Source organism: Salinispora fenicalii (assembly GCF_000514815.1).
In the GTDB taxonomy this organism is placed as follows: Bacteria; Actinomycetota; Actinomycetes; order Mycobacteriales; family Micromonosporaceae; genus Micromonospora; species Micromonospora fenicalii.
In genome coordinates this window covers 28,678-54,476 of record NZ_AZWQ01000032.1, presented here as the reverse complement: position 1 = coordinate 54,476, position 25,799 = coordinate 28,678, and the positions used below count along the sequence as shown (strand labels likewise).

Sequence of the window (25,799 nt, the reverse complement as noted above, 5' to 3'; positions counted from 1 at the left end):
GGGGACAGCAGGTGGGTCATGTTCTGCCAGGTGCTCGACTTGAGTTCGCCGGACACCCAGCTACCCACCCCATTAATCTTGTAGGACATCAATCGGCCATCCGAAACCGTACCGAGAATCCAGTCCGGCCCAGTTGTAGTCAGCGTCTTGAGAGTGAAACCGCTGTCGATCGTCGCCCAGTTGACGATATGACTGCCAGACGGCTTCGTCGCGGTCACGTCGTAGCGTTGCAACACCCCCGCCGAAGTGAGTCCATATAGCCGCCCAGCACCGTCATAGGAAAGATGAGTATGCGTCCATCCGCCACTACGAATCTTGACCGGTGCATTGAACACCAACGACGTATTGTTGGTAATCACATCCACCCGATACAGATCACCCTCCGTCGAGGTCAACAGAATCGTGTTGAAGTTCAGCGTCGCCATCGCCTTCGGCGTGAACCCCAACGTCGCACTCGACGTCACCACCTTCGAAAGCTGGCCCGAGTCACCCTCAATGGCCGAGTACGTCAGCCTGCCGTCGGACAACACCCCGTACACGGACGCCAGGGATGGCCAGATGGCCGCAACGATAATCTCCGCGTCGCCTACCTGCTTCTGATACCGATCCGGATACGCCGAGACCTGCACAGCTTGGCATACCTCACCGACCGGGGCAGTCAGCCAGGAGTTATTCGGATACAGTTTAAGCATTTTGTTCAGGAACGCGTTGGTGGCCCACGTTGGATCCAGGCGCTGCGAACGGGTGCCCCACGACGCGCGTTGCTGGAACAGACCAAGGCTGTCGTGGTCCACCTCCTCAGCGATGTTCTGGATCGTGGACTCCACGATCGTCGTGGTGATCGCAATGACCGCTGCCCGCTGATCGAGCCCGCGGGCCTGCACAGCCTGCACGACCTTGCGGGCGCAGGAAGCCCGGTACGCCGTCATGTAGCCGTCCAGGGTGCCACTGAGCTTGGTGTTCAAGTAGCTAGCGAGCGATGAGTCGGCAGACGTCGGCCCGCCGTCTACGCAGGGGTCTGTCAGGTATGCAGCCGTCACAGAAGCGGCTTGCGATTCGGCGGCGGCAGGGCCCGCCGGGGACTGGGCCGACGCTGGGGTAGCCGACAGTGACACGGCACTGACCAGTGCCAGCAGGCCGGCGGCACAGGCCGGAATACATCGATTCATGAGGTCTCCGAGTAATCGGCGAACTGAGATATGTCGATCAAGCGCGGAGTCTACACTAGACACCCACTTGCTGTAGCGACACCTTCGCTGTCCGCAGTCGCCGGGGCATCGGCGTGGGGCACTTCGCCACCACCAGCAGCCAGGGCAGCACGGAACCCGAGTCACCTCTTGGAGTTGACATTTGCCCGTTTCCCGCCGGAGGGGCTGCGGCAGTGCCACCATCCGGGTCGGGGCGGACCGCGGTGGCCGGCCCGGACGAGAGGGGTTGACGTGGGCATCGTTCCGGCGGGCACCCCCTGCTGGGCCGACCTGGCCACGCCCGACCTCGAGGATGCGCGCCGCTTCTACCCGGAGCTGTTCGGCTGGACCGGACGAATCGCGCCGGAGCCCGAGGCGGGCGGCTACACCGACTTCCTTCGCCACGGCCAGGCGGTGGCGGGTGCCGGGCCGCCGGCCATTCCCGAGCAAGTGCCGATCTGGTCGGTCTACGTCGCCGCCGACGACGCCGACCTGGTGGCCGCGCGGGTCGAGGAGGCCGGCGGGCAGCTCGTGGTGCCCCCCTTCGACGTGTTCGACCGGGGCCGGATGGCGGTGTTGAGCGACCCGGCGGGCGCGACGCTGGCGGTGTGGCAGCCGATGACGATGCCCGGCGGCGAGGTCTTCGGGGTGCCGGGGGCGATGAGCTGGACCGAACTGGTCACCCCCGACCCGGAGGGCGCGAAGGTCTTCTACGAACTGGTCTTCGGCTGGCAGCCGGACGAGCCGCCGACGGGTTCGGCCGGGCACACCGGCTGGCGCCTCGGCAGCCAGATCGTCGCCGGAATGACCACGCCGCTCGGCGACCTCCCGGCCGGTGCGCCCGCGTACTGGTCGGTGTACTTCGGGGTGGCGGACGTGGACGCGACCGCCGCCCGGGCCGCCGCCCTGGGCGGGGCGATTCTGGTGCCGCCCCGCGACACCGCGGCTGGTCGCTGCACGGCCCTGCGCGACCCACAGGGCGCCCTCTTCAACGCGATCACCCCGCCCTGACTGACCTCCGGTGCTCCCGCCCACCGCCGGGCGGCGGTCAGCACCGGCCTAGCACCCCGTCGGGCGCGGAAACAGGGCGGACGGGTACCACCAGCGGGCCGTGCTCGCCGTCGATCACCTTCACCGTGGCGCGGTAGTGGCGAGCCAGCAGCTCCGTTGTCAGCACCTCCCGGGGGGTGCCGACAGCAGCCACGTGACCGTCCGCGAGGAGCACCATCCGATCGGCGTACTCGCCGGCGACGGAGAGATCGTGCATGGTCGCCACCACGGTCAACCCATGCGCACGTCGGAGCTGGTCGACCAGTTCGAGGACGTCCTGTTGGTGGCCGATGTCCAGCGCGCTGGTCGGCTCGTCGAGCAGCAACAGGGTGGCCCCCTGGGCGAAGGCCCGGGCCAGGAAGACCCGCTGCCGCTCACCACCGGAGAGGGTGGCCAGTTCCCGGGTGTGAAATCCGGTGAGGTCCAGCCGGTCCAAGACATCGTGCGCGGCGGCCAGGTCGGCGGTGGACTCCCGACCCAGCGGCGCGATGTACGGGGTCCGGCCGAGCAGCACGTAGTCCAGGACCGACATCCCGGCCGGCACCACCGGTGACTGGGCGACCGTCGCCACCACCCGGGCCCGGTCCCGGCGACGCAGCTGCTGAATCGGCGTACCGAAGAGGGAGACCGCGCCCTCGGTGGGCAGCAGACCGCCGACGGCGCGCAGCAGCGTCGACTTGCCGGCGCCGTTCGGGCCGATCACGGTCACCCACTCGCCAGCGGCGACACTCAGGTCGACCCCGGTGAGGATGGGTACGCCGGCCAACCGGACCCGCAGGTCGCGTACCGCCACCGCCGGTGCGCTCATCCCAGCACCCGCCGAGCGCTGCGCAGGACCAGGACGAAGAACGGACCGCCGAGCAGGGCGGTCACCACGCCGATCGGAATCTCCTCAGGGGCGGCGGCGGTACGCGCGACCACGTCGGTCAGCGCCAGGAACGCCCCACCGAAGAGCATCGACAGCGGCAGGATCACCCGGTAGCTGGAGCCGGCGAGCAGCCGTACGGCGTGCGGCACGATGATTCCGACGAAGCCAATCAGCCCGGACGCGGAGACCGCGGCGGCGGTGCCGAGGGAGGCGGCGGCGATCAGCAGGTAGCGGGACCGTTGCGGGTGCAGGCCCAGGCTGGTCGCCTCGTCGTCGCCGACCGAGAGGACGTCCAGCTCCCGCCGGTGCAACAGGACCACCACGGCGGTCAGCAGGAAGTACGGCAGGACCAGCCACACGTCGTGCCAGCCGGCGGTGGCGAGCCGCCCGAGCAGCCAGGCATAGACCTGTTGGATGCTGTCTGCGTTGCGTTGCAGCAGGTACGTCTGTCCGGCGGAGAGGAAGGCGGAGACCGCCACCCCGGCCAGGATCAGGGTCGCCGGTGATCGGCTTCGGCCACCGGCGGAGCCGAGCAGGTAGGTCAGCGTGACCGCGCCGATCGCGCCGACGAAGGCGGCCAGCGGAACGGTGACCGGCAGCCCGGTGTTCGCCCCGCCGGCCCCGCCAATGGTGATCACCACGGTGACCGCGAACCCGGCGCCGGCCGCGACCCCGAGCAGGTACGGGTCGGCCAGCGGGTTGCGGAACACCCCCTGGTAGGCGCCGCCGGCCAGGGCGAGCAACCCGCCGACGAGCAGGCCGAGTACGGCCCGGGGCAGGCGTAGCTCGGTGATGATGGCGATCTCCCGCTCGGTGAGCCCGCTGTCGAGGCCGACCCCGGGGAGAAGGTTCAGCAGCTCGACCGCGACGCTGCCGGGCGGCAGGCTGACCGGGCCGAGGGAGACGCCCGCCACCAGGGCGGCCAGGACCGCGACCAGCCCGGCGACGAGCCAGCCGGGCCGCAGCCCGGCTGGCCGAGCCACGGCCGGTCGCCCCTCCGGCCGGCCGGAGGGGCGCTGGGTTACCACCTGCCGCATGGAATGCCTCTGCTATTGCCGCCGATCCAGCGTCACGCGGGGACCTTGGCGGTCGCCTCAATGATCGTGCGGAGCAGGTCAACGACGCGCGGGCCCCACCGGGAGGCGATGTCGTCGTCGAGCGCGACGACCTGGTTCTCCTGCACGGCGGTGATCGTCGCCCAGCCGGGTCGGGCCTGGACCGACGCCACGCTCTGCTGACAGCACTTGGTGTCGGAGAGGAAGACGAAATCCGGGTTGGCCTGGACGATGACCTCCTCGGAGAGCTGCGGGTAGCCGCCGCTCGCGCCGTCCGCGTCGGCCGGGTCGGCGATGTTCTCGAGCCCGGCGAGCGCGTAGAGCGAGCCGATGAAGGTCTTGCTGGTGGCGGTGTACAGCTCGGGGCTGACTTCGTGGAAGTAGGTGAGCTTCTCCGCCCGCTGGGGCAGGTCGGCGACCAACTCCGCGATGTCGTCCTGCATCTGGCTGACCACGTCGGCGGCCTCGGCGGGGTGCCCGGTCAGCGTGCCCACCTCGGTGAGCTGCCGATAGGTGTCGTCCAGCGTGACCGCCGCCGGGGTGAGGAAGACCGGGATCTTCAGCGTGGTGAGCTGGTCCACGATCTTGTTCTGGTCGCTGGCGAGCAGGACCAGGTCGGGGTTCTGGGCGGCGATCGCCTCAGCGTTCGGCTGGAAGCCAGAGAGGTCGGTCCGCGGCGCCTCCGCTGGATAGTTGGAGTTGTCGTCAACCGCGACGACCTGTGGCCCCGCCCCGATCGCGAAGAGCATCTCGGTGGCGGTCGGCGACAGCGAGACGATCTTTTCCGGCTGCTCTTCCAACGTCAGCGAGCCGACGGTCACCGGGAAGGTCGCGGCGCTCGACGCGCCATCGTCGGCCGCGGGTGTATCGGTGGTCTTCTCGGCGCAGCCGCCGAGCGCGAGCGCGGCCACCGCGAGGGCCGCGGTGAAGAACCGGGGGGTACGTCTGGACATCGGGCCTCCTGTCGGTCGAGGAGTTGGTGCTTCGCCGACAGGGACCGAGGTGCCCGTCCACGAGGCGCCCTTCCTCGAGAGCGCGTATCGCGACCGACCGCAGGCGACCTGACTCGTCTCCGGGACAAGCCCGGGGCATCACAGTTGCGGGACAGTGCCGGTTTCCCACCGGCTTCGCTGCGGGATGGTCGGTAGCACCGTAGCGCACGGTCGGGCCGGAGCCCGGAGTTGGCCGCAGACGTGTGACGAGGTGGGGTGGGTGGGGGCCCGGGGAACGGGCCCCCACCCAGATTCAGGAAGCGGTGATGGTGACGTTGTCGACTGCAGCCTCGACGAGGCTCCCGCCGGCGGCATCCGCCGCCGCCACCTGGATCTGGATCGACTGGCCGGCGTACGGCGTCAGGTCGAGGTTGGCCACCGACCAGGAGGCGCTGCGGTTGGTTGCCGCCCCATTCTGGTTGAGCAGGGTGGTGGTGCCGCCGCTGTGCACGACGCTGACCTGGAAGTAGTCGGCCGAGGAGGCGTTCGAGTAATGCGCCAGGTACCAGGCCAACGAGAGCGTCAGCGTGCCGCTCGACGGCAGGGCCACCGCTGGGGAGCGGGCGCTGGTCACGCCGCCGTCGATGTCGTACGTGCCCACCGAGGAGCCGGCGAGCCGGCCGGTGACCAGGTCGTTACCGCCCGCGTACGGGGTGAGCTGCTTGGCGCCGGAGTAGCTGGTCGCCTGGGCGGCGCCCCGCTCCCACTGGCCGGTGGTGGCGGTGTCCGTGCCGTCGGGGTTGATCGTCCAGCCGGTTGCGGTCTCGAAGGTGTCCGCCCAGACCGTCTCCCCGCCGCCACCGCCGCAGTACTGGTCTTCCTTGCCAATCGCCCGGTACGGGCAGTCGGCATACTCGGAGAGGAGCAGCACCGCTTCGCGGTTGCGGGCGGTCTCCGCCGGGATGACCTCGTCGGGTGGGTAGAAGCCACCGCCCGCGGCGGAGCCGGGGTAGAGCTCGAAGGTGTAGGCCCAGATCCCGTGCGCCCCCCACATCCAGTCGATGCTGCTGCCATCGGTGATGTAGAGGTCGCTGGACTGCTGCGGGGTGTAGCCGTTGGTGGCCGCCATCTCCCCGCCGATGGTGGCGAAGGTGTTGTACTGGTCGGTCGTCATCCCCGGGGCGGTGTTGCTGTACGTGTAGCCGAACGGCCAGAGCACCAGCTCGGAGTAGGTGTGGAAGTCGATGTTGGCCTTGATCTGCTGGACTCCGTCCACGACCCGGCTGTCAACGAAGTCGCGCACCGCATCGGTCTCCGGGGCGGAGAAGGGCGACGGGCCCCGGTAGGTGCTCGACGAGGTGGAGCCCGAGGAGCCGCCGCAGCAGCCCCAGAGGTAGTCCCAGTTGCGGTTCAGGTCGGTGCCGACCCAGGACGAACCGCTGTTGGGCTGCCGGTTCTTGCGCCACGACCGGTATGAGCCGGTGGCGATGTCGTACTCGCTGCCGTCCGGGTTCACGGTCGGCACGATCCACAGCTCCCGGCTGTTGACCACGTTGGTGACCCGGGAGTCGCTGCCGTAGTCGTCGGTGAAGAGGTTAAGCAGGTAGATCGCCATCTCCACGGTCAGGTGCTCCCGGGCGTGCTGCTGGGAGTTGAAGAGGATTTCCGGTTCGTCCTCGTCGGTCCCGACGTTGTCGGAGATCTTCACCGCCATCAGGTCCCGGCCCTCGTGCGAGGTGCCGATACTGATCTTCCGCGCGATGCTGGGGTGATCCGCCACCACCTGGTTCACCACCGCCGTCAGCTCGGCGTAGTTGTGGTAGTCGGAGTCGGCGGGCGGGAAGTCGAAGGTGCCGACGTCCCCGTGGTCGTGATCGTGGTGGGTCGGCGTTGCCGGAACCTCCTCCAGCTCGAAGCCCAGCCGGGTGATCGCGGCGGCCTCGGCGGCGGTGGCGGAGACGTGCAGTACACCGTGCTCGGAGTAGTCGATCGCGGCGCCGGTGCTGGCGACCGCGCTGCGGTCGGTCACGGTACGCGGGCCGAGTACCCGGTACTGGTTGGCGGCCGATTCACCGGCGGGGTCCGGCGTGGTGTTCGCGGAGACCGGTGACGCGGCGAAGGTAAGCAGGCCGAACCCCGCGGCGACGACGAGTGCGAGGCGGCGGCGAAGGGTAGGGGTGCGGAAGGCCATGGACAACCTCCTGACGAGCGCGGGAAACCTTTCCCGCCTGGTACCGCACACTCCACCACTCAGCGCATGGTCATATCAATATTCTTCCATATGTAAATTTACACGGCGACCCCGCCAGAACTGAGTTTTCGCTGGGTGCGGGCCACATCGCGGCGGCCAAGCTGTCTCGGCAGCGACCCGGGCTCCCGACCAGGGGTCAGGACTTCGGCGCGTCGCCGCCCTGCTCCGCCGTGTCCGTCCCGGCGTCGTCCTCACCGGCCAGAGCGGAGCGCAGCCGCTCCTTCTCCGCGCGCCGCCGCTCGGCGGCGGCGGCCATCTCCTCCGCCATCTCCTCCCGCCACGGCCGCAGCAGGAAGAAGGAGAGCGCCGCCGAGAAGATCAGCGCCACCATCAGCTTGATGAAGAGATTCAACTCCACGAACCAGAGGGCCGCCAGCACGACCACAAACAGCCCGATCCGGCCCAGCGTGTACTTGACCGCCGCGCTCATCTCCGTACTCCGTTCTCCGCCGTCGGCGGGCGGTCTCAGCCCGTCCTCCGGGCGAGCCACCGCACGCCGTGGAACCACACCACCGCATACCCCACGGTGAAGGCCGCCGCACCCAGCCCGCCGGAGACCACCGGTGGCAGGTCAGCGGTGAGGCCGGCCACCACCAGGCCGAGGACCAGCCCCATGGCCCCGGCTACCAGGCCCGCCGCCACCCGGGCGGCGCCGAACCCCCAGGCACGGAAGTCATCCCAGTAGAGCCAGGCCGGCAGGATCACTGCCAACCACCCGTTGGCCTGGCCGAACTCGCCCGAACCAAGCGAGGTGATACCCCAGTCCAGTGCCACCAACGCGAGCAGCCCGATGACCCAGCCGGCCAGGCTCACCCCGAGCAGGTCGCCCAGGGTCAACACGCGCCCCTCGGCGTCTCGCCGGGGAATTCTGTTGCGCTGCTCGGTCATAGCCCTACGAGGGTACGCGAACCGCCAACCAGCACGATCAGGCCCACACCTGCTGCGGCTGGGCACGCCGGTCGGCAAGCGAGGGTGCGGCGTCGTACTCGCGCACGACGTCGTACCGGGTGTTGCGCTCGACCGGGCGGAACCCGGCATCCCAGATCAGGTCCAACAGGTCAGCCCGGTGCATGGTGTTCGGCGTGCCGTACGAGTCAGCGTCATGGGTGATCTTGTATTCGACCACCGAACCGTCCAGGTCGTCCACGCCGAAGTTCAGCGACAGCTGGGCAACCGAGAGCCCGTGCATCACCCAGAAGCACTTCACATGCGGGACGTTGTCGAACAGCAGCCGGGACACCGCGTACGTCTTCAGCGACTCCGCCGGCGAGGCCATCGTCGTCCGCGCCTGAATCTGGTTACGGATCTTGCCGTCCGCCGAGTCAACGAAGTCATGCTGGTAGCGCAGTGGGATGAAGACCACGAAGCCGTTGGTCTCGTCCTGCAACTCCCGCAGGCGCAGCACGTGGTCAACCCGGTGCCGGGGCTCCTCAATGTGCCCGTACAACATGGTTGAGGGGGTCTTCATGCCCTTGTTGTGCGCCAGCCGGTGAATGCGGGACCAGTCCTCCCAGTGGCAGGCGTGGTCAACGATGTGCTGCCGCACATCCCAGTCGAAGATCTCCGCACCACCGCCGGTCAGCGACTCCAGACCGGCGTCCATCAGCTCGTCCAGGATCTCGTCGGCACTCAGACCACTGATCTTCTCGAACCACTGCACCTCGGTCGCGGTGAACGCCTTGAGTCGGACGTTCGGCAGCGCCGCCTTCAGCTCACGGAGCACCTTCGGGTAGTAGCGCCATGGCAGGGTGGGGTGCAGCCCGTTCACGATGTGCAGCTCGGTGAGCTGCTCATCCTCCATCTCCTTGGCCTTGCGGACCGCCTCGTCAATCCGCATCGTGTACGCGTCCTTCTCGCCCGGCTTGCGCTGGAACGAGCAGTACGCACAGCTGGCGCTGCAGACGTTGGTCAGGTTCAGGTGCCGGTTGACGTTGAACATCACCCGGTCGCCATTGAGCTCGGTCCGCCGGTGGTGCGCAAGCCGCCCCAGCCAGGTCAGGTCGTCACTGTCATAGAGGGCGATCCCGTCCGCGCGGGTCAGCCGCTCGCCGGCGTACACCTTCGCTTCGAGCTCGCGCTTGAGTCCGGCGTCCATCTCCAGCCCCGTCCCTTCCGCCTGCGGTCCCGGTCGAGCCTACGTGGGCCGGCGAACTCACGGTCAGCGCGGGCGGTGGGCCGCGACGAACCTCACCGCTCTCCCCCGTCGTCGTTACCCGAATTCTCAGCGACTCGTAACCCGGCCACACATCGACACCACTGCCCGTATGCGATAAGACAGGGTGGAGCCGGGCGCGACACACCACTGATAGCGTCCCGAGCACCCTGTGCACCGAATGCACGGATTAAACCGGAAAAGGAGCGGAATGGGCGACAGCGACAACGGACAGAAACCTCGACGAAGCCTGGTGATCTCCCCGGTGCTCCGCCCGAAGCTCTGGTCCGCGTTGCTGGGCATCATCGCCGCCGGCGCGCTCAGCGCGCCGGTCTACGCCGATCCGCCACTGCCCAACACCGTGCCCGACAGCGGCGCCCGCCCGGTCCTTTCCGGCCCGCTGAACCTGCCCGGCGGTGGATCGCTCCCCTCGTCTGCGTCACCGCCGGTCAACAACCTCATCGACGGGCCGCTCGCCACCCAGATCTACGCGGCCGAGGCCCGCATCGGCCAGCTGAGCGACGAACTGCTCCTGCTGAAGCAGCAGCGGGCCGAGGCGGAACCGCAGCTCATCGCCGCCGAGCAAGAGCTGAACGTGGCCCTGACCGCGCTGGCCAAGGCCCAGTCGCGAGCCGATTCCGCGGCCGCCGACGCGCTCAAGGCGGCTGCGGCGTTGCCCCCCGCGCCCTTCGCCGACGATCTCCAGGATCTCAGCGAGCTCTCCGGCCTTGCCCGAGGCGAGAACGTCGCGCGCGGGGAGACCACCGCGGCGACCCGGGAGCTGAACCGGGCCCGCGCTGTCGAGCAGGCCGCGCAGCAGACGATGACGGCAGCGCAGTCCCGGGTACGCTCCGTCAACACCGCGTACGCCAACACCGAGCAGGCACTGCGCAGCGAGCAGGCGAAGCTCGCCACTCTCCGCCGGGACAACGCCGCCCAGCTGCTGGAGCTGGAGCGTCAGCAGGAGGCGGCGGAGCAGGCGCTCGGCGAGCAGTGGGTCGCCGACGAGACAGCGAACGGGCTCGCCGCCCACCCCACCGCCCGCGCAGCGGTCGCCTACGCGATGGACCAGCTCGGCGATCCGTACCTCTGGGCGGCCGAGGGACCGGACCGATTCGACTGCTCGGGCCTGATCTGGGCCGCCTACCGTTCGGCCGGCCACCGCAACCTGCCCCGGGTCTCCCGCGACCAGTACTACGCGACCCGGCACCGTACCGTTCCCCGGACCGGCCTGCTCCCCGGTGACCTCCTCTTCTTCGCCTCCGGATCGAGCTGGACCAGCATCCACCACATCGGCATGTACATCGGCGGCGGGCGGATGGTCCACGCACCGAGCAGCGGCGACGTGGTCAAGATCTCAACCGTGACCTGGTCGCGCCTCTACGCGGCGACACGAGTTATCGACGGGGTTCCCGCACCGACCACGCCCACGCCAACCGCCTCAGCCACCCCGAAGCCGACATCGCCCCCGTCTCCGTCGCCGTCCCCCTCGGCCACAAGCTCCCCGTCGCCCTCGGCGCCTCCAACCGGCACCCCGTCCCCCACGACCAGCCCGAGCAGCACCCCATCCCCCACCACCTCACCCTCGACGCCTCCGACCAGCACCCCGTCCCCCACGACCAGCCCGAGCAGCACCCCATCCCCCACCACCTCACCCTCGACGCCTCCGACCAGCACCCCATCGCCCACCACCTCGGCCTCGACGGAACCGACCGGCTCCCCGTCGCCCTCGACGACCGGCAGCCCATTCCTGCCGTAGACCGGCGCGACCGTTCCAACCGGCCGCCCTGGGCTCAGGGCCGGAGACGGGCACGGGTACGGGCACCGGAGGTGACCCGGACAACGGGCCGGTAGCCCTGCTCCGGCTGTGTTACCTGGACGGAATGTGGCACGGTGAGACCAGGCATCCCCGGCTCGGGTGGCACGAGTCCGGGTGCGAGCACGGCGCGGAGGGCGAACATGGCCGAGCAGAACAATCCGGTGGACCGATCCGCCGCCCACGCGACGGCCATTCGGTCGGCGACGGGAGAGGCCCGGGTTCACCCTCAGGCTGGCTCCGGAGAGCCCAAGCCGGCACAGCCGCCCGAGCCGGCGCGACCGCCCGAGCCCATGCGCCCGCCCGAGCCGGCGCGACCGCCCGAGCCCGTGCAGCCACCCGAGCCGTCCGTTCCGGACCCGGCCTCACCCACGCCCGAGCCGCCGCCAACGCCCCCTGTCCCCGGTCCCCACCCGCCGGGTCCGGTCCCACCGCAGCCGGCACCCCCGGCCCCGGCACCCCCGGCCCCGGCGCCCCCGGCCCCGGCACCCCCGGCCCCGGCGCCACCCACGCCGACCGACCCGGCGCCGACGTCCCCGTTCCCACCACCGCCGATCACCTCCGGCGGCGGCACCGGGCCGCCCGGGCGAGCCAGCGCCCCGGCAGCCAGCCCGTTCCCCACCCCGCGCACCGCGACATCGCCGGTCTCCGGGGGCCACACCGAGTCACTACCGCCCACGCCCTCGTCCGCCAACACCCAGGTTTTCCTAGCAGCCAGTCACCAGCGCCCACCCACCGACTCGTCCGCCAACACCCAGGTATTCCCAGCAGCTAGTCACCACCCACCCACCGACTCGTCCGCCAACACCCAGGTATTCCCGGCAGCCAGTCACCAGCGCCCACCCACCGACTCATCGGCCCGCACCCAGGCCTTCCCGGCGACCGGTTACCAACAACGGCCGGGCACCGGGCGCCAAATCCCGCGCGAGGGCGACTTGAGCAGCCTCTACGGTGACGGGTCGGGCCTGTCCGCCGTCGCCTTCCCGGCTAACCCGGCGGAGACCTCGAGCTCCCTGACCGGGCACATCCTCGCCCAGGGCTGGACGGAGACGTCGACCGACCAGCGTTCCAGCAATACCCGGGTGCTGGTCGCCCTAGCCGCGTCGCTCGCCCTACTGGTGGCGATCGGAGTGGTGGTCGTCCTCATCGCAAACAATGCGCTGGACGGGGTGTTCGGGAACCTGTTGAGCGGGTGAGCCCGCCCACTGCGCCACGGCGGGTGCGCGGCGCAGTGCGGCATCGCCGTACACTGGCGCGGAAACTGACCTGGCGCGCCCCTTCGCGCGCTCATGGGCGATCTTGCGGGTGATCCGGCGGCATTCCGTCGGGGCGGCCATCGCGAAGATGCGCCCCACTCGAAAGGCCATTCTTGACCACGTCGATCGACCCTGGCATGCCCCCGTCCGCCCCCGACCTCGTCGACTTCAGCGCGCTCGGCCTGCCCCAACCCCTGGTCCGGGCGTTGGCCCGGCAAGGAATCACCACTCCGTTTGAAATCCAGCGCGCCACCATGCCGGATGCGCTCGCCGGCCGGGATGTCCTCGGCCGCGGCCAGACTGGCTCCGGAAAGACGCTGGCATTCGGTCTCCCCATGCTCACCCGGCTGGCCAACGGCGACCGAGCCCGTCCCCGACACCCGCGCGCGCTCGTGCTGGTGCCGACGCGGGAGTTGGCCATGCAGGTCAGCGACGCCCTGTTCCCGCTCGGCCGGACAATCGGCGTATTCCTGCGGACTGCGGTCGGCGGAGTGCCCTACGACCGGCAGATCAGTGCCCTACGACGCGGCGTCGAGGTGCTGGTAGCCACACCTGGCCGACTCGCTGACCTCATTGAGCGGGGCGTCTGCCGCCTCGACGACATCGAGGTGACCGTGCTGGACGAGGCGGACCAGATGGCCGACATGGGGTTCCTGCCCGAGGTCACCGAACTTCTGGCGAAGACCCCGGCCGACGCGCAGCGGCTCCTCTTCTCGGCCACCCTGGACCGAGACGTGGACGCGCTGGTGCGGCGCTTCATGACCGACCCGGTCACCCACTCGACCGCGCCACCGACGGCAGCGGTGGCAACGATGGATCATCACCTGCTGTTGATCCCACCACACGACAAGTTCTCGGTCGTCGCGTCGATCGCGGCACGGGAGGGACGGACGATGGTCTTCGCCCGGACCCAACTCGGCGTGGACCGGTTGGTGGGGCAGCTCGCGGCGGTCGGGGTGCGTGCCGGCGGTCTACACGGCGGCAAGACCCAGCGGATGCGCACCCGAACCCTGGCCGAGTTCCGGGAAGGCCGGACGAATGTCTTGGTCGCCACCGACGTGGCCGCCCGCGGCATCCACGTTGACGGCGTCTCGCTGGTGCTTCACGTTGATCCGCCGAAGGATCCGAAGGACTACCTACACCGGGCGGGACGTACCGCACGGGCCGGCGAGACCGGCGCGGTGGCGACCCTGGCGCTGCCGAAACAACGCCGCGGCACCCTCGCCATGCTGGAGAAGGCGGGTGTGGACCCGGCACAGACCCGGGTGCGAGCCGGCGATCCAGCACTGGCCGAGCTGACCGGGGCGCGGGAACCGAGCGGCGTACCCGTTCGGGACGAGCCCGAGCCGCGCCGACGGGCGGCCCAACCAGACGGGGCTCGCCGGTTCCCGGACCGGCACCGCCGCGGCGAATCGGGGCGTTCCAGTGATCGCCGCGGTGAATCGGGGCGTTCCAATGATCGCCGCCATCCGAGCCGGCCAGCGGAGGGCCGGTCGGAGCGGCGGTCGGGAGATCGACGATTCGGCGGACGGCCGACTACGGGCACCTACTGACCCGGCCGGCGCCTACTGGCCGGCCGGGGGCGCTCGCTCCTCAGGCCGGCCAGGCGCCGGTGGCCAGGAACCGCTCGATGGTCGCCAGATGCGGGGCAAGATCGAGCCCCTGGGCGGCCACCCAATCGTCGGCGTAGTAGGTGTCGGTGTAGCGATCCCCGGCGTCGCAGATCAGGGTGGCCACCGAGCCGGTCTTCCCCTCAGCGAGCAGGCCGGCGATCAGCCCGAAGGCACCCCAGAGGTTGGTGCCGGTCGAGCCGCCGAGCTGGCGGCCGAGCACTGCGGAGCCGGCCCGCATCGCGGCCAGCGAGGCGGCGTCGGGCACCTGCACCATCCGGTCCACCACCGACGGCAGGAAGGATGCCTCCACCGTCGGCCGCCCGATACCCTCGATTCGCGAGCCACGGCCGGTGGATACCGACCAGTCGGAGGCCTGCCACGCCGGATAGAACGCCGAGTTCTCCGGGTCCACCACACAGAGTTTCGTGGGCAGTCGCCGGAAGCGCGTGTACCGGCCGATGGTGGCGCTGGTGCCGCCGGTGCCGGCCCCGACCACGACCCACGCCGGCACCGGGTGCCGCTCCAACGCCAGCTGCGAAAAGATCGACTCGGCGATGTTGTTGTTGCCCCGCCAGTCCGTTGCCCGCTCGGCGTAGGTGAACTGGTCCATGTAGTGGCCGCCCGTGTCCTCGGCCAACCACCGTGCTTCGATAACCACCTTGGCCGGATCGTCCACCAGGTGGCAGCGTCCCTCCTGGAACTCGATCTTCGCGATCTTCTCCGGCGAGGTGGACGCCGGCATCACCGCGATAAACGGCAGCCCCAGCATCCGGGCGAAGTACGCCTCGGAGACCGCCGTCGATCCCGAGGAAGCCTCCACGATCGTGGTGCCCGGGCCAATCCACCCGTTGCAGAGCCCGTAGAGGAACAGGGAACGGGCCAGCCGGTGCTTCAGGGAACCGGTCGGGTGCACCGACTCGTCCTTGAGGTAGAGGTCGATTCCCCACTGTCGGGGAAGGGGAAACGGCAGCAGGTGGGTGTCGGCGGACCGGTTGGCGTCCGCCTCAACAGCGGCAATCGCCTCGGTCACCCACCCCCGAATCGCCTCGTCACACCGATCCAGATGAGTCACGCCCAGCAACCTAGCAAGCCGGGATGGCGCGGCCTGATCCTGGCCCCACGCGCAGGGACCGAGCTCCGCGGTGGCAGGAGACCGGATCCGACGGGCGAGACACCCGGGTTTGCCAGCGGCAGGTTGACCGCGGCGACTCGGGCCGCCGGAGAGCCGACCGGGTCAGGCCGGCGGCGTGCCGACGGGCTGGGGGCGGTTCTCCCACTTGGTCGACAGGGCGATCCCGGTACGGGTAGAGGCGACACCGGGAGTACGGTTCAACCGTACGATCAGCGCCTCCAGCTCCCCGATGGTGCCAACCCTCGCCTTGAGCAGGAACGACTCCACGCCGGCCATGAAGTAACAGGACTCAATCTCCGGAATGGCGCGGAACGACTCCAGCACGTCGTCGGTGTCCGCGGCGGACTCCTCAATGATCTCGATAAGGGCGGTCACGCCTAGCCCGATACTCTCCGGCTCGATCTCGGCTCGGTAGGCGCGGATAACTCCACTGGACTCCAGCTTGCCGACCCGCTCATGCACTGCCGGCGCGGAGAGACCCACCTGGCGGGCAAGCTCGGCGTACGAGAGGCGGGCATTGCCACGCAGCAGTTCGATGAGGTTCAGGTCGATCGCGTCCACGGACTGTAGACCCTAGTAGCACTGAGCCGCCCTTGAGCGTCCGGTCCCGACGGTCGACCCCGAGCACTGCCATTGTTGACGAACCACCCGCAACAGGGCACGGCCGCGGGTACCATTGCCTAACCTCCTGATCAGTGCTTTTCTCGCGTTTGGCGGACACGACTGGTCGCCGGTGCTGTAATTGCCATACGTCCCTCATGACGGCTCTGGGCTCGCACCGCCGGGGGCAGTGTGTTCAGCCGGGGGCTTCGTCGATGCGAGGAGGGGGCTGTGGACACTGGAGATCGCCTGCTGACACCGGGTGAGGTCGCCGCGCTGTTTCGGGTTGATCCGAAGACTGTGACCAGGTGGGCGGCGGCTGGCCGGATAGGCAGCATCCGAACTCCGGGCGGGCATCGCCGATTTCGGGAATCCGAAGTTCGGGCCCTGCTCGAGGGCGAGGGAATGTTGGACGAGGCGGAGGAGACAGAGCGGCCACACAGCGCCGGTCCCGCCGCTCCGACCGGCCCGGGCCCGGCCAACGCCGGAATGTACTGAGATGGTGGCCGGCGGGTAGTCGCCGCCCGTTTCACACCGCAACGGCCAACTCAGGAGCGCGCCGCTCCCAACTCACCCGCCCAGCGGCGGAAGAGCGTGTGCGGCACACCCAGGGCGTCCAGCACCTTCCCAGCGACGAAGTCGACCAGCTGGGCGGCGGAGGCCTCCGCTCCCGCCCCGTAGAAACCGGGGCTGGCGGGAAGCACCACCGCGCCGGCATCGTGCAACGTGATCAGGTGCTCCAGGTGACTGCGGGTCACTGGCGTCTCGCGGGGCACAACGACCACCGGGCGGCGCTCCTTGAGGTTGACCTCGGCGGCGCGTTGCAACAGGTCCTTGGAGAGCCCGATGGAGATCCCGGCGCAGGCCGCCGTACTCGCCGGGACGACCGCCATCCCACGCGCCCGGTAGGAGCCGCTGCTCGGTCCGGCGGCGAGATCACCGGCCGGCCAGTGCCGAAGATCGGCTCCGCTCAGGTCACGCCCCAGCCAGGCGGCGAGGTCCTCCGCCCAGTGCCCGTCGCGAAACGTCCGCCCGGTCTCGTCCAGGATGGTCAGCCGGGCCGCCCGGGACACGATCAGATCAACGGCTTCGCCCGCGTCGAGCAAGGCCCGCAGGACAGCAGCCGCGTACGGCGTGCCGGAGGCTCCGGAGACGCCGACCACCCATGGTTCACGCATGGTCCCAGCCTGCCTGGTCGCCCTCAACCGCCGACGGGCGCCCCCGGTTCCGGGTCATCAGGGCCGCAGCCCGAGGCGTACCACCAGGTCAAGCAGGGCGAAGCCGAAGAGCGCGATCCCGACGAAGCCGTTCGCGGTGAAGAAGGCCCGGTTGACCCGGCTCAGGTCGGTCGGGCTCACCACCACGTGCTGATAGGCGAAGGCGACCGCGGTAAGCGCCAGCCCGATCCACCAGAGCCAGCCGAAGCCCACCAGGGCACCGAACCAGACGAAGAGCACGAAGGTCACCACATGCGCAACGGTGGATGCGTGCAGGGCGAAACGCAGCCCGTACCGGGCCGGAACGCTGTGCACGCCGATCTCCCGGTCCACCTCGGCGTCCTGGCAGGCGTAGATCAGGTCGAACCCACCGATCCAGAGCCCGACCGCCACGCCGAGCAGCCAGGCCGGCGCGGAGCCAGCGAAGGTGCCGGTCACCGCCAGCCACGCGCCGACTGGGCCGACCGCCTGCGCGACCGCCAGGACCGCGTGCGGCCAGTTGGTGAACCGCTTGGCGTACGGGTAGCCGACCAACGGTACGACCGCGAGCGGTGCCAGGACCAGGCAAAGGGGGTTGAGCAGTGCGGCGGCGACCAGGAAAACCGCCAGGGCGACACCCGCGCCGGCCCAGGCCGTACGCAGGCTCACCGCGCCGGTCACCAATTCCCGGTTGGCGGTACGCGGATTCAGCGCGTCGATCCGCCGGTCCAGGATGCGGTTGGCGGCCATCGCGAACGTCCGCGCCCCGACCATCGCCACGGTGATCAGTAGCAGGTCGAGCCAGCGAACCTGACCGCCGTTGACCTGCATCGCGGTCAAGGCGGAGAGGTAGGCGAAGGGCAGTGCGAAGACGGAGTGCTCGATCGCCACGAGGTCGAGGAACGCCCGAACCCGCCCGCGCGGGTCTGCGCCGGCCGATGCGGTACGGACCGAGACGGAGAGGTCCCGCGGATCGGAGGAACCGGACATCAGATGCCGTACTCCTTCCAGCGCTTGTCGACCAGCGACACCACCTCGGGCGACATGGTCATCTCCTCGGGCCAGCCCCGGGTGTAGCCCTCGCTGGGCAGCTTGCGGGTGGCGTCGACGCCGGCCTTACCGCCCCAGAACTGCTGGTACGAGGCGTGGTCCAGATGGTCCACCGGGCCTTCGGTGAGCAGCAGGTCCCGGGCGTAGTCCACGTTGCCGAAGGCCCGGAACGCGACCTCGTTGTAGTCGTGGACGTCGCAGTCCTCGTCCACGATCACGATCAGCTTGGTCATCGACATCAGGTGCGCGCCCCAGATCGCGCTCATCACCTTCTGCGCGTGCTTCGGGTAGCGCTTCCGGATCGACACGATCGCGCAGTTGTGGAAGACCCCGGCGGCCGGCAGGTCGTAGTCAACGATGTCCGGGATGAGCAGCTTGAGCAACGGCTGGAAGATCCGCTCGGTGGCCTTGCCCAGGCCGTGGTCCTCCTGCGGCGGCTTCGAGGTGATAATCGAGTGGTAGACCGGGTTGCGCTGCATGGTCATCGTCTCGACGTGCAGGACCGGAAACGGCTCGACCGGCGTGTAGTAGCCGGTGTGGTCCCCGAACGGCCCCTCGGGCAGCCGCTCGCCGGGCTCCAGGTAGCCCTCGAGCACCACCTGGGCGCGCGCCGGCACCTGGAGTGGGACGGTCAGGCAGTCGACCATCTCGACCCGCTCCCCCCGCAGGAAGCCCGCGAACAGATATTCGTCGATGTCGCCGGGGAGTGGGGCGCTCGCGGCGTACGAGATCACCGGGTCACAGCCGATGGCGATGGCGACCGGCAGCCGCTGGCCAAGCCGCTCCGCGACCGCGTGATGGGCGGTGGAGTCCTTGTGGATCTGCCAGTGCATACCCAAGGTGTTCCGGCTGTGTTGCTGCAGCCGGTAGAGGCCGAGGTTGCGGGCGCCGGTCTCCGGGTGCTTGGTGTGGGTCAACCCGAAGTTGTGGAAGACACCGCCGTCGCCGGGCCACATCTGCAGGCCAGGCAGCCGGTTCAGGTCAACGTCGTCGCCCCGGTACACCACCTGCTGGCAGGGGGCCGTCTTCACCTTGCGCGGCGGCACCGACTTGAGCTGCATGACCTTGCCGAGGCCCTCCCGGATACCGGTCCAGCCGACCGGCAGCTCCGGCCGCACCAGCGCGCCGATCCGCGCCCCGATCTCGTCCAGCGACTCGACGCCGAGCGCCATCGCCATCCGCTTCTCGGTGCCGAACAGGTTGATCGCCACCGGCATCTCGCCCCGGGTCGGCTGTTCGAAAACCAGCGCCGGTCCTCCGGCGCGAACCGTCCGGTTGACGACCTCGCACAACTCCAGCGACGGATCGACCGGAACGTCCACCCGCCGTAGCTCACCCGCGCGCTCCAGCGCCGCCAGGAAGTCCTTCAGATCGGAGTACGGAAAGCCACGAGCCGCCATAGCCGCAAGTCTCCCCCACCGCCCGGCCTACCACCCCAGCCGGGGTGCGGGAAAGGGGCCTCGAACACGGTGTCGCGGTGTGGGGTCAGTCGAGGCCACCGTAGGAGTGCAGCCCCTCGAAGAAGAGGTTCACCCCGAAGAGGTTCATCAGCACGGTAAGGAAACCCAGTATCGCGAGCCAGGTGGCCACGTTCCGTTTGACGCTCGGGGTGGCCCGAGCGTGCAGGTAGCCGGCGTACACCACCCAGGAGATGAACGCCCAGGTCTCCTTCGGGTCCCAGCCCCACGCCCGCCCCCACGCCGCCTCGGCCCAGATCGCGCCGGCGATCACCGCGAAGGTGAAGATCGGAAACGAGAAGGCGTGCAGCACGAAGGTCAGCCGCTCCAGGGCCGCCGCGGCCGGCATCCGCTTCGCCAACAGGTAGGGGAAGCTGCGTCGGCCCTGCTCATAGCCGGCCCGCATCAGGTAGGCGCACGCCGGCACCACGCCGAGCAGGAAGATGCCGGAGCTGAAGACGATCGTGGCGACGTGGATGATGAACCAGTACGAGTTGAGCGCCGGCACCAACGGCACGATCGGGGTGTAGAGCAGCAGCTCGGCGGTGGCCACCAGCAGCACCATCACCAGCGTCAGGAACAGCCCGAGCCGGCGCAGCGTGGGACGCTTCCAAAGCACGACGAACCAACTGGCGACCCCGATGAAGGAGACCGTCAGGACGAACTCGTACATGTTGCCCCAGGGCATCCGATCGGCGGCGACCCCGCGGGCGATCAGCGCACCGAGGTGCAGCAGAGCGGCAACCACGGTCACGGCGACGGCGCCCAGACCAGCCGCGCGGGCCCGGGCGGCGGTCCGCTGAGCGGCAGTCCGCTGGGCGGCGGTGGCAGCACGGACGGTCGGCTCCGGCCTAGAACCCGCACCGTTGGCCGCCCCGACGCCGGCGCCGACCAGTTCGCGGGCGGGCGGGGCGATGCGCACGCGGGCGTTGCCCAGCGCGTACTCGACGGCGTGCACGACCATCGCGACCAGGTACGCCAGGATCGAGAAGGTCACCAGCTGGTCGGAGAGTGCGGACATCACTCGGCTCCTACTCGCGCTCCGGCCGGGCCGTCAGGGTCGACCTGCCGCCCGTCTCCGCTGACCGCGGCCACGAGCCGCGTGAACTCGTCGGCGAAACCGGGATGGTCAGCGCGTGGCAGACCACCGGCCTCGACCAAACTACTACCGAGCGTCGAAGATTCACCCGCGGGGTCAGCCGGGCGCACCCGGAAGAAGACCCGCCGCCGGCGGCCAAAGAGCGAGCCCATCAGGCCCAGCAGCAGCGTGCCGGAGCTGACCAGCAGCAGGGTCGAGCCGGGGTCGTGCCGCACCGACAGGACGATGTACGGCTCGGTGCCCAGGAACTCCAGCGTGGTGCCGTCGTCCAGGGTCCAGACCTCACCAACCTGGAGGAGCTTGGTGCCGACCTCCTTGACCCGGCCGGCGTCGACCTGCCGCTGGTCCAGCTCGTACACCGAGCCGGGGATACCGGCGTCCAAGCCCAGATTCCCCCGGTACGCGGCGAGATTGAGCAGTGGGTTGCGCTCGGTCGGGAACTCAGACCGGACGAACGGAGCCTGCTGTGGGGCGGTCGGCAGGTACAGACCGCTGAAGGCCATCTGGAGCTCCGGGTCCCGCTCACCGGTAGCCGGGTCCACGTTCGCGTCCGGAAAGGCCGCCAGCCCTTCCCCGGTCAAGCCGATGTCCCCGGTGGTCAGGAAGGGGTTCGGGCTGGTCTGACTCCGCCCGAAGCGGTCGGTGTAGCGGACCACCGGGGCGTAACCGTGACCGAGCAGGTAGACGTTCGCCCCATCCAGCCGCAGCGGCGAGTTCACCGAAAACTCCGCCGGGCGGGGGGTGCCGCCGTTCTCGTCCACCGTCACCTTCGCGTTGAAGAACTCCGGCTGGCCGTTGGACTCCAGGAACCTCGCCTCGAAATCGTCCAACTGCAGGCAGAACCGGGGCAGATCGGCGCTGGCCACCTGGGGGCCGAACGACGTCTCGGCGTACTGCTGCTGCGTGTTGCAGAAGGCGTTGTCCGCGCCGGCGACCAGGATGCGGTTGCCGCTCCAGCCGTACCAGGAGCCGAGGGCGACGCCGATGAGCACCACCACCAACGAGGCGTGGAAGAGCAGGTTGCCGGTCTCCTTCAGGTAGCCCTTCTCGGCGGACACCTCGTCGCCGCGTACCTCCACCCGCCACCGCTGCCGACGCAGCGTGGCGGCAATCGCGGTCACACCACCGGCCGGGGCCGCGAACACGGTGTGCTGCGGCAACCGGTCCAGCCGTTTCGGCGCCACCGGGGGCTTGGACCGCAGGGCGCGGATGTGCTCACGCAGCCGGGGCGTGATGCAACCGACCAGCGAGGTGAAGAGCAGCAGGTAGATGGCGGAGAACCAGACCGAGCCGAACGCGTCGAAGGCGCCGAGCCGGTCCAGCACCGGCGCCAGATCCGGGTACGCGACGAAGTAGTCCCGGACATCCTCGGGGTTGACGCCACGCTGCGGCAGAACCGACCCGGGAATCGCGGCGATCGCCAGCAGGAAGAGCAGCACCAGCGCCGTACGCATGCTGGTGAGCTGCCGCCACGAGTTGCGCAACAACGCCAGTACCGGGTTGGGGCGGCGCCGGGGGGTCTCGGCCGGCGGCGCCGGTCGGTCGTCGGTGACCGTCATCAGATGCTTACCTGGCCCGTCCCGAAGGTGGTCTGCAGCAGGGTCACGAAGCTGGTCCACCCACCGGTGACGAGCGCGAGGCCGATCAGGATCAGCAACCCACCACCGACCCGGGTCACCCACCGGCTGTTGCGGCGTACCGCCTGGAAGACCCCGAGTAGACGGTGGAACCCCAGCCCGAAGAGGACAAACGGTATCCCCAGCCCGAGGCAGTACGCCACGGCCAGCACCACTGCCCGGTTGGTCTGCCCCTCGACGAGGGCCATGCCCATCACCGCGCCGAGGGTCGGCCCCGTGCAGGGCAGCCAGCTGAGCGCGAAGACCGCGCCGAGCACGGGCGCGCCGAGCAGCCCGGCGGCCGGCAGTCGTTGGATGCGCAGCTCGCGCTGCAGCCCCGGGACCACGCCGAGGTAACTCAGTCCGAGTAGCACCACCACGCCGCCGATGACGATCTCCAGCGTCCGCTCGTAGGCGAAGAAGACCTGGCCGACCGTGGTGACCAGGACCGCGGTGGCGGTGAAGACGGCGGTGAAGCCGGCGATGAACAGCAGCGTGCCGGCGAGCACCCGGCCCTTGACGGCCGCGGTCACCACCCGGGCGGTCCGCTCCCGCACCGCGACTGCCCCGGCCGCGGCACCCGGGTCTCCCCCTGCCACCCGCGGCGTGTGGCGGGTGTCGTTGCCCGCTACCCGGCCTTCCAGGTCGGCGCCGGCCAGGCCGGTCACGTAGGAGAGGTAGCCGGGCATCAACGGCAGGACGCACGGCGACAGAAAGCTGACCAACCCGGCCAGCGCCGCCGTGCCGACGGCGAGCAGCAGGGGACCGGACTGCGCGATCTCCCGGAACGTCTCGCCCATCAGTGGTCGCCGGTCGAGGCGGGCGACTCCGCGGCGACCCGCTCGACGATCGGTTGAAGCCCCTCCTGCTTGACGGCCGCCCGGATCACCGCCGCGATCCGCCCGTCCCGGTCCAGCACGACCGTCGCCGGGATGGTGTTCGGTGGGATCTCCAGCTCCAACGCCAGTCGGCTGCCGGGATCGAAGATGCTCGGGTAGGTGACGCGGCCCTCCTCGAAGGCGATCGCCTTGTCCCGACTGTCCTGCACATTGATGCCGAGGAAGGTCACCCCCGAGCCCTTGGTGGCCTGGTAGGTGGCCTCCAGGTCATCGGCCTCCGCCCGGCAGGGCGCGCACCACGAGCCCCAGAAATTGACCACCACGACCTGCCCACGGTCCTGCACCACGTCGTAGCTGCCCCCGTCGAGCAGCTCGCCGGCGAGCTGCGGCGCGGTGGAACGCTGATCCGGGGCGCACTCGATCACGCCGTCGGAGTTGGTGCCGCAGGCCTTCCCCAAGTCCGGGGTGGCACAGGCGGCGAGCGCCACCGCGACCATGGTGGCGAGCAGGCTGGCGGACCACCTCCGGACAGTCATCAGGCCCCCTTGGCCGTCCGAGCCGTCGACGACATCGCGACCAGGTGGGCGGCCGGTTCGGTGTAGCCGATCCCGACCACCTTCGACCCCTCGAAGTGGAAGGTGGTGAGGCTGGCCAGCCCGCACTGCCGCTTGCGCGGATCGTGCCAGAGGCGCTTACGCTCGACGAACCGACGCAGCGTCCAGATCGGCAGCTGGTGGGAGACGAGCACCGCCTCCCGCCCCTGCGCAGCCTCCCGGGCGGCGGTCAGGGCGGCGAACATTCGCTCCGCGATGGCCCGGTACGCCTCACCCCAGGAGGGGGTGACCGGGTCCCGCAGCACCCACCAGTTGCGCGGGTCGCGGAACGAACCGTCGCCCGGCGAGACCTTCTTACCCTCGAACCAGTTGGCGCTCTCGATCAACCGCTCGTCGACCCCGATCGGGAGCCCGAACTGCGCGGCGATCGGCTCGGCGGTCTGTTGGGCACGCTCCAGCGGACTGGCGACGACGTGCACGACCTCCCGCTCGGCGAGGCCCTGCGCGGCAGCCTTCGCCATCTGCACGCCCAGCTCCGACAGGCGGAAGCCCGGCAGCCGCCCGTAGAGAATGCCGTCCGGGTTGTGCACCTCGCCGTGCCGCAGCACGTGGACCACAGTCTTACTCACCGTCACTACCCCCGTGACCTGCCGCGGCTGCCGCTGCCGCCGCCACTGGCAGCGCCGCGGCGATCTGCTCCAGAGCGGCATCGTCGATCGCCGCCGAGACGAACCACGACTCGAAGGCGCTCGGCGGCAGGTAGACACCGGCCGCCAGCATCGCGTGGAAGAACGCCTTGAACGCGGACACCTGCTGGGCGCTCGCGGTGGCGTAGTCGAAGACGTCGGCGTCGGTGAAGAAGATTGAGAACATGTTGCCGGCGGAGGACAACCGGTGCGGCACTCCGGCGGCGGCGAGAGCCTCACCGGCGAGCCGGCCCACAGCGGCGGCCGTCTCGTCCAGCCGGCGGTAGAGGGCGTCGTCGGCGAGCCGCAGCGTGGCGAGCCCGGCGGCGCAGGCGAGCGGGTTACCGGAGAGGGTGCCGGCCTGGTAGACCGGACCGGCCGGAGCCAGCTGGGACATGATCTCCGCTCGCCCGCCGAAGGCCGCAGCGGGCAGGCCGCCCCCCATGACCTTGCCGTAGGTCCAGAGGTCGGCGGCGCAGGGGTCGAGGCCGTGCCACCCGGCGCGGGAGACCCGGAAGCCGGTCATGACCTCGTCAACGATGAGCAACGCACCGTTGGCGTGGGCGAGGGTGGCGAGTCGCTGGTTGAAGTTGTCGCGGGGCGCGACCACGCCCATGTTGCCGGCGGCGGACTCGGTGATCACCGCGGCGATCTGCGGGCCCTCGGCGGCGAAGACCGCTTCGACGGCGGCGAAATCGTTGTACGGCAGCACGATCGTGTCCCCGGCCGCCGCGCCGGTCACGCCCGGCGAGTCGGGCAGGCCGAGGGTCGCCACGCCGGAACCGGCGGCGGCGAGCAACGCATCCGAATGCCCGTGATAGCAGCCGGCGAACTTGATGATCCGGGTACGGCCGGTGTAGCCCCGGGCCAGCCGAATCGCCGACATGGTCGCCTCGGTCCCCGAGTTGACCAGGCGCACCTGTTCGACGGGCGCGCGGTCGACGATCTCCGCCGCCAACTCCACCTCACTGGGGGTGGGGGCGCCGAAGCTCGTGCCGAGCGCGGCGGCGGAGCGAAGGGCCTCCACCACTGCGGGGTGAGCGTGCCCGAGGATCATGGGGCCCCACGAGCAGACGAGATCGACGTAGCGCCGCCCGTCGGCGTCATAGAGCCACGGCCCCTCCCCCCGGACAAAGAAGCGCGGGGTGCCACCGACGGCACGGAACGCGCGAACAGGGGAGTTCACCCCGCCGGGCACGAGGGCACAGGCGCGGTCGAACAGGGCCTCGGAGGCCGGCGCGGCGGCCGGGTAGCGGCCGGGTCCGGCTGGGAAAACGTCGGTCACGATGCCGCCATTGTGTCAGCGTCGGCGGGCAGGCCGGCAGGCACCCCAAGGCTCCGGGTTACCGGTCTCACCCGGCCGAGGGCCGGGGCAGCTCGCCGTCACGGG

General features: G+C 69.9%; 24 protein-coding genes and 1 riboswitch. Of the genes, 5 read left to right on the top strand and 19 right to left on the bottom strand.

Annotated elements, in window-relative coordinates; genetic code table 11:
• Positions 1 to 965 (bottom strand): hypothetical protein (locus tag B116_RS25245; protein WP_033667671.1); only part of this gene is annotated, 965 nt, incomplete at its 3' end.
• 474 nt (positions 966 to 1,439) lie between these two features.
• Here B116_RS25245 and B116_RS0116405 point away from each other — a divergent pair.
• Positions 1,440 to 2,198 (top strand): VOC family protein, encoded by a 759-nt coding sequence (locus B116_RS0116405; protein WP_018720793.1) that lies wholly within the window; start codon positions 1,440 to 1,442, stop codon positions 2,196 to 2,198.
• Positions 2,199 to 2,235: 37 nt separating this feature from the next.
• On the opposite strand, the gene B116_RS0116400 is transcribed toward B116_RS0116405, so the two are convergent.
• The 7 genes from B116_RS0116400 to mqnE form a co-directional block, all read right to left on the bottom strand.
• On the bottom strand, positions 2,236 to 3,045 hold the full coding sequence (locus B116_RS0116400; RefSeq protein WP_018720794.1) for an ABC transporter ATP-binding protein: 810 nt from the start codon (positions 3,043 to 3,045) through the stop codon (positions 2,236 to 2,238).
• Positions 3,042 to 4,142 carry a FecCD family ABC transporter permease gene (locus tag B116_RS0116395; RefSeq protein ID WP_027660687.1) on the bottom strand — a complete coding sequence of 367 codons (1,101 nt, stop codon included), beginning with the start codon at positions 4,140 to 4,142 and terminating at the stop codon, positions 3,042 to 3,044. Before B116_RS0116395 ends, B116_RS0116400 begins: the two co-directional genes overlap by 4 nt.
• Positions 4,143 to 4,174: 32 nt before the next feature.
• Positions 4,175 to 5,113: an ABC transporter substrate-binding protein gene (locus tag B116_RS0116390; RefSeq protein WP_027660686.1), complete on the bottom strand. Its 939-nt coding sequence runs from the start codon at positions 5,111 to 5,113 to the stop codon at positions 4,175 to 4,177.
• Between the two features lie 81 nt (positions 5,114 to 5,194).
• A riboswitch (cobalamin riboswitch) is annotated at positions 5,195 to 5,340 on the bottom strand.
• A 65-nt stretch (positions 5,341 to 5,405) separates the two neighbouring features.
• On the bottom strand, positions 5,406 to 7,283 hold the full coding sequence (locus B116_RS0116385) for a M14 family metallopeptidase (protein WP_018720797.1): 1,878 nt from the start codon (positions 7,281 to 7,283) through the stop codon (positions 5,406 to 5,408).
• Positions 7,284 to 7,479: 196 nt separating this feature from the next.
• The gene (locus B116_RS0116380) at positions 7,480 to 7,773 is read right to left on the bottom strand and encodes a DUF4229 domain-containing protein (RefSeq protein WP_018720798.1); all 294 of its coding nucleotides are present in this window, start codon (positions 7,771 to 7,773) and stop codon (positions 7,480 to 7,482) included.
• Between the two features lie 35 nt (positions 7,774 to 7,808).
• A complete protein-coding gene (locus B116_RS0116375; RefSeq protein WP_018720799.1) occupies positions 7,809 to 8,231 on the bottom strand; it encodes a hypothetical protein in 423 nt (140 codons plus the stop codon).
• Positions 8,232 to 8,268: 37 nt separating this feature from the next.
• Positions 8,269 to 9,438, bottom strand: coding sequence for an aminofutalosine synthase MqnE (mqnE, locus tag B116_RS0116370; RefSeq protein ID WP_018720800.1), 1,170 nt, complete (start codon positions 9,436 to 9,438; stop codon positions 8,269 to 8,271).
• A 268-nt stretch (positions 9,439 to 9,706) separates the two neighbouring features.
• Between mqnE and B116_RS0116365 the strand changes: the two genes are divergently transcribed.
• The 3 genes from B116_RS0116365 to B116_RS0116345 all read left to right on the top strand — a co-directional run bounded on the left by B116_RS0116365 (position 9,707) and on the right by B116_RS0116345 (position 14,120).
• On the top strand, positions 9,707 to 11,254 hold the full coding sequence (locus tag B116_RS0116365) for a C40 family peptidase (protein WP_027660685.1): 1,548 nt from the start codon (positions 9,707 to 9,709) through the stop codon (positions 11,252 to 11,254).
• Between the two features lie 992 nt (positions 11,255 to 12,246).
• The gene (locus tag B116_RS25235; protein WP_082312826.1) at positions 12,247 to 12,507 is read left to right on the top strand and encodes a hypothetical protein; all 261 of its coding nucleotides are present in this window, start codon (positions 12,247 to 12,249) and stop codon (positions 12,505 to 12,507) included.
• A 197-nt stretch (positions 12,508 to 12,704) separates the two neighbouring features.
• Entirely contained in the window at positions 12,705 to 14,120 is a 1,416-nt protein-coding gene (locus B116_RS0116345; RefSeq protein ID WP_018720804.1) for a DEAD/DEAH box helicase, read from the top strand.
• 40 nt (positions 14,121 to 14,160) lie between these two features.
• Here the strand turns inward: B116_RS0116345 and B116_RS0116340 are convergent, their stop codons facing one another.
• Together B116_RS0116340 and B116_RS0116335 are read right to left on the bottom strand one after the other, a co-directional pair.
• A complete protein-coding gene (locus tag B116_RS0116340; protein WP_026321446.1) occupies positions 14,161 to 15,261 on the bottom strand; it encodes an L-cysteine desulfhydrase Cds1 in 1,101 nt (366 codons plus the stop codon).
• 153 nt (positions 15,262 to 15,414) lie between these two features.
• Entirely contained in the window at positions 15,415 to 15,873 is a 459-nt protein-coding gene (locus tag B116_RS0116335; RefSeq protein ID WP_018217205.1) for an Lrp/AsnC family transcriptional regulator, read from the bottom strand.
• 270 nt (positions 15,874 to 16,143) lie between these two features.
• Here B116_RS0116335 and B116_RS0116330 point away from each other — a divergent pair, with 270 nt between their 5' ends.
• Entirely contained in the window at positions 16,144 to 16,410 is a 267-nt protein-coding gene (locus B116_RS0116330) for a BldC family transcriptional regulator (protein WP_027660683.1), read from the top strand.
• A gap of 50 nt (positions 16,411 to 16,460) precedes the next feature.
• On the opposite strand, the gene B116_RS0116325 is transcribed toward B116_RS0116330, so the two are convergent.
• The 9 genes from B116_RS0116325 to hemL all read right to left on the bottom strand — a co-directional run bounded on the left by B116_RS0116325 (position 16,461) and on the right by hemL (position 25,694).
• On the bottom strand, positions 16,461 to 17,090 hold the full coding sequence (locus B116_RS0116325; protein WP_018720807.1) for a UbiX family flavin prenyltransferase: 630 nt from the start codon (positions 17,088 to 17,090) through the stop codon (positions 16,461 to 16,463).
• 57 nt (positions 17,091 to 17,147) lie between these two features.
• Positions 17,148 to 18,098: a menaquinone biosynthesis prenyltransferase MqnP gene (gene mqnP, locus B116_RS0116320; RefSeq protein ID WP_027660682.1), complete on the bottom strand. Its 951-nt coding sequence runs from the start codon at positions 18,096 to 18,098 to the stop codon at positions 17,148 to 17,150.
• Positions 18,098 to 19,558, bottom strand: coding sequence for a menaquinone biosynthesis decarboxylase (locus B116_RS0116315; protein WP_018720809.1), 1,461 nt, complete (start codon positions 19,556 to 19,558; stop codon positions 18,098 to 18,100). The genes mqnP and B116_RS0116315 overlap by 1 nt, the downstream gene beginning before the upstream one ends.
• Positions 19,559 to 19,643: 85 nt before the next feature.
• Complete coding sequence (ccsB, locus tag B116_RS0116310) at positions 19,644 to 20,636, bottom strand: c-type cytochrome biogenesis protein CcsB (protein ID WP_027660681.1); 993 nt, start codon at positions 20,634 to 20,636, stop codon at positions 19,644 to 19,646.
• Positions 20,636 to 22,273: a cytochrome c biogenesis protein ResB gene (gene resB / locus B116_RS0116305; protein ID WP_027660680.1), complete on the bottom strand. Its 1,638-nt coding sequence runs from the start codon at positions 22,271 to 22,273 to the stop codon at positions 20,636 to 20,638. The genes ccsB and resB overlap by 1 nt, the downstream gene beginning before the upstream one ends.
• Positions 22,273 to 23,130, bottom strand: coding sequence for a cytochrome c biogenesis CcdA family protein (locus B116_RS0116300; protein ID WP_027660679.1), 858 nt, complete (start codon positions 23,128 to 23,130; stop codon positions 22,273 to 22,275). Before B116_RS0116300 ends, resB begins: the two co-directional genes overlap by 1 nt.
• Positions 23,130 to 23,705 (bottom strand): TlpA family protein disulfide reductase, encoded by a 576-nt coding sequence (locus B116_RS0116295; RefSeq protein ID WP_027660678.1) that lies wholly within the window; start codon positions 23,703 to 23,705, stop codon positions 23,130 to 23,132. Before B116_RS0116295 ends, B116_RS0116300 begins: the two co-directional genes overlap by 1 nt.
• Positions 23,705 to 24,358: a histidine phosphatase family protein gene (locus tag B116_RS0116290; RefSeq protein ID WP_026321447.1), complete on the bottom strand. Its 654-nt coding sequence runs from the start codon at positions 24,356 to 24,358 to the stop codon at positions 23,705 to 23,707. Before B116_RS0116290 ends, B116_RS0116295 begins: the two co-directional genes overlap by 1 nt.
• The gene (gene hemL / locus B116_RS0116285) at positions 24,345 to 25,694 is read right to left on the bottom strand and encodes a glutamate-1-semialdehyde 2,1-aminomutase (RefSeq protein ID WP_018720815.1); all 1,350 of its coding nucleotides are present in this window, start codon (positions 25,692 to 25,694) and stop codon (positions 24,345 to 24,347) included. The genes B116_RS0116290 and hemL overlap by 14 nt, the downstream gene beginning before the upstream one ends.
• Between the last annotated feature and the right edge of the window lie 105 nt (positions 25,695 to 25,799).

What these genes read in the sequence shown, in the direction of transcription:
- B116_RS0116300 (WP_027660679.1), bottom strand. Translation starts at nt 23,130, where the DNA reads ATGGGCGAGACGTTCCGGGAGATCGCGCAGTCCGGTCCCCTGCTGCTC.
- B116_RS0116400 (WP_018720794.1), bottom strand. Translation starts at nt 3,045, where the DNA reads ATGAGCGCACCGGCGGTGGCGGTACGCGACCTGCGGGTCCGGTTGGCC.
- B116_RS0116390 (WP_027660686.1), bottom strand. Translation starts at nt 5,113, where the DNA reads ATGTCCAGACGTACCCCCCGGTTCTTCACCGCGGCCCTCGCGGTGGCC.
- B116_RS0116295 (WP_027660678.1), bottom strand. Translation starts at nt 23,705, where the DNA reads ATGACTGTCCGGAGGTGGTCCGCCAGCCTGCTCGCCACCATGGTCGCG.
- B116_RS0116380 (WP_018720798.1), bottom strand. Translation starts at nt 7,773, where the DNA reads ATGAGCGCGGCGGTCAAGTACACGCTGGGCCGGATCGGGCTGTTTGTG.
- B116_RS0116325 (WP_018720807.1), bottom strand. Translation starts at nt 17,090, where the DNA reads ATGCGTGAACCATGGGTGGTCGGCGTCTCCGGAGCCTCCGGCACGCCG.
- mqnE (WP_018720800.1), bottom strand. Translation starts at nt 9,438, where the DNA reads ATGGACGCCGGACTCAAGCGCGAGCTCGAAGCGAAGGTGTACGCCGGC.
- B116_RS0116385 (WP_018720797.1), bottom strand. Translation starts at nt 7,283, where the DNA reads ATGGCCTTCCGCACCCCTACCCTTCGCCGCCGCCTCGCACTCGTCGTC.
- ccsB (WP_027660681.1), bottom strand. Translation starts at nt 20,636, where the DNA reads ATGTCCGCACTCTCCGACCAGCTGGTGACCTTCTCGATCCTGGCGTAC.
- B116_RS0116395 (WP_027660687.1), bottom strand. Translation starts at nt 4,142, where the DNA reads ATGCGGCAGGTGGTAACCCAGCGCCCCTCCGGCCGGCCGGAGGGGCGA.
- B116_RS0116345 (WP_018720804.1), top strand. Translation starts at nt 12,705, where the DNA reads ATGCCCCCGTCCGCCCCCGACCTCGTCGACTTCAGCGCGCTCGGCCTG.
- B116_RS0116315 (WP_018720809.1), bottom strand. Translation starts at nt 19,558, where the DNA reads ATGGCGGCTCGTGGCTTTCCGTACTCCGATCTGAAGGACTTCCTGGCG.
- mqnP (WP_027660682.1), bottom strand. Translation starts at nt 18,098, where the DNA reads ATGTCCGGTTCCTCCGATCCGCGGGACCTCTCCGTCTCGGTCCGTACC.
- resB (WP_027660680.1), bottom strand. Translation starts at nt 22,273, where the DNA reads ATGACGGTCACCGACGACCGACCGGCGCCGCCGGCCGAGACCCCCCGG.
- B116_RS0116365 (WP_027660685.1), top strand. Translation starts at nt 9,707, where the DNA reads ATGGGCGACAGCGACAACGGACAGAAACCTCGACGAAGCCTGGTGATC.
- B116_RS0116375 (WP_018720799.1), bottom strand. Translation starts at nt 8,231, where the DNA reads ATGACCGAGCAGCGCAACAGAATTCCCCGGCGAGACGCCGAGGGGCGC.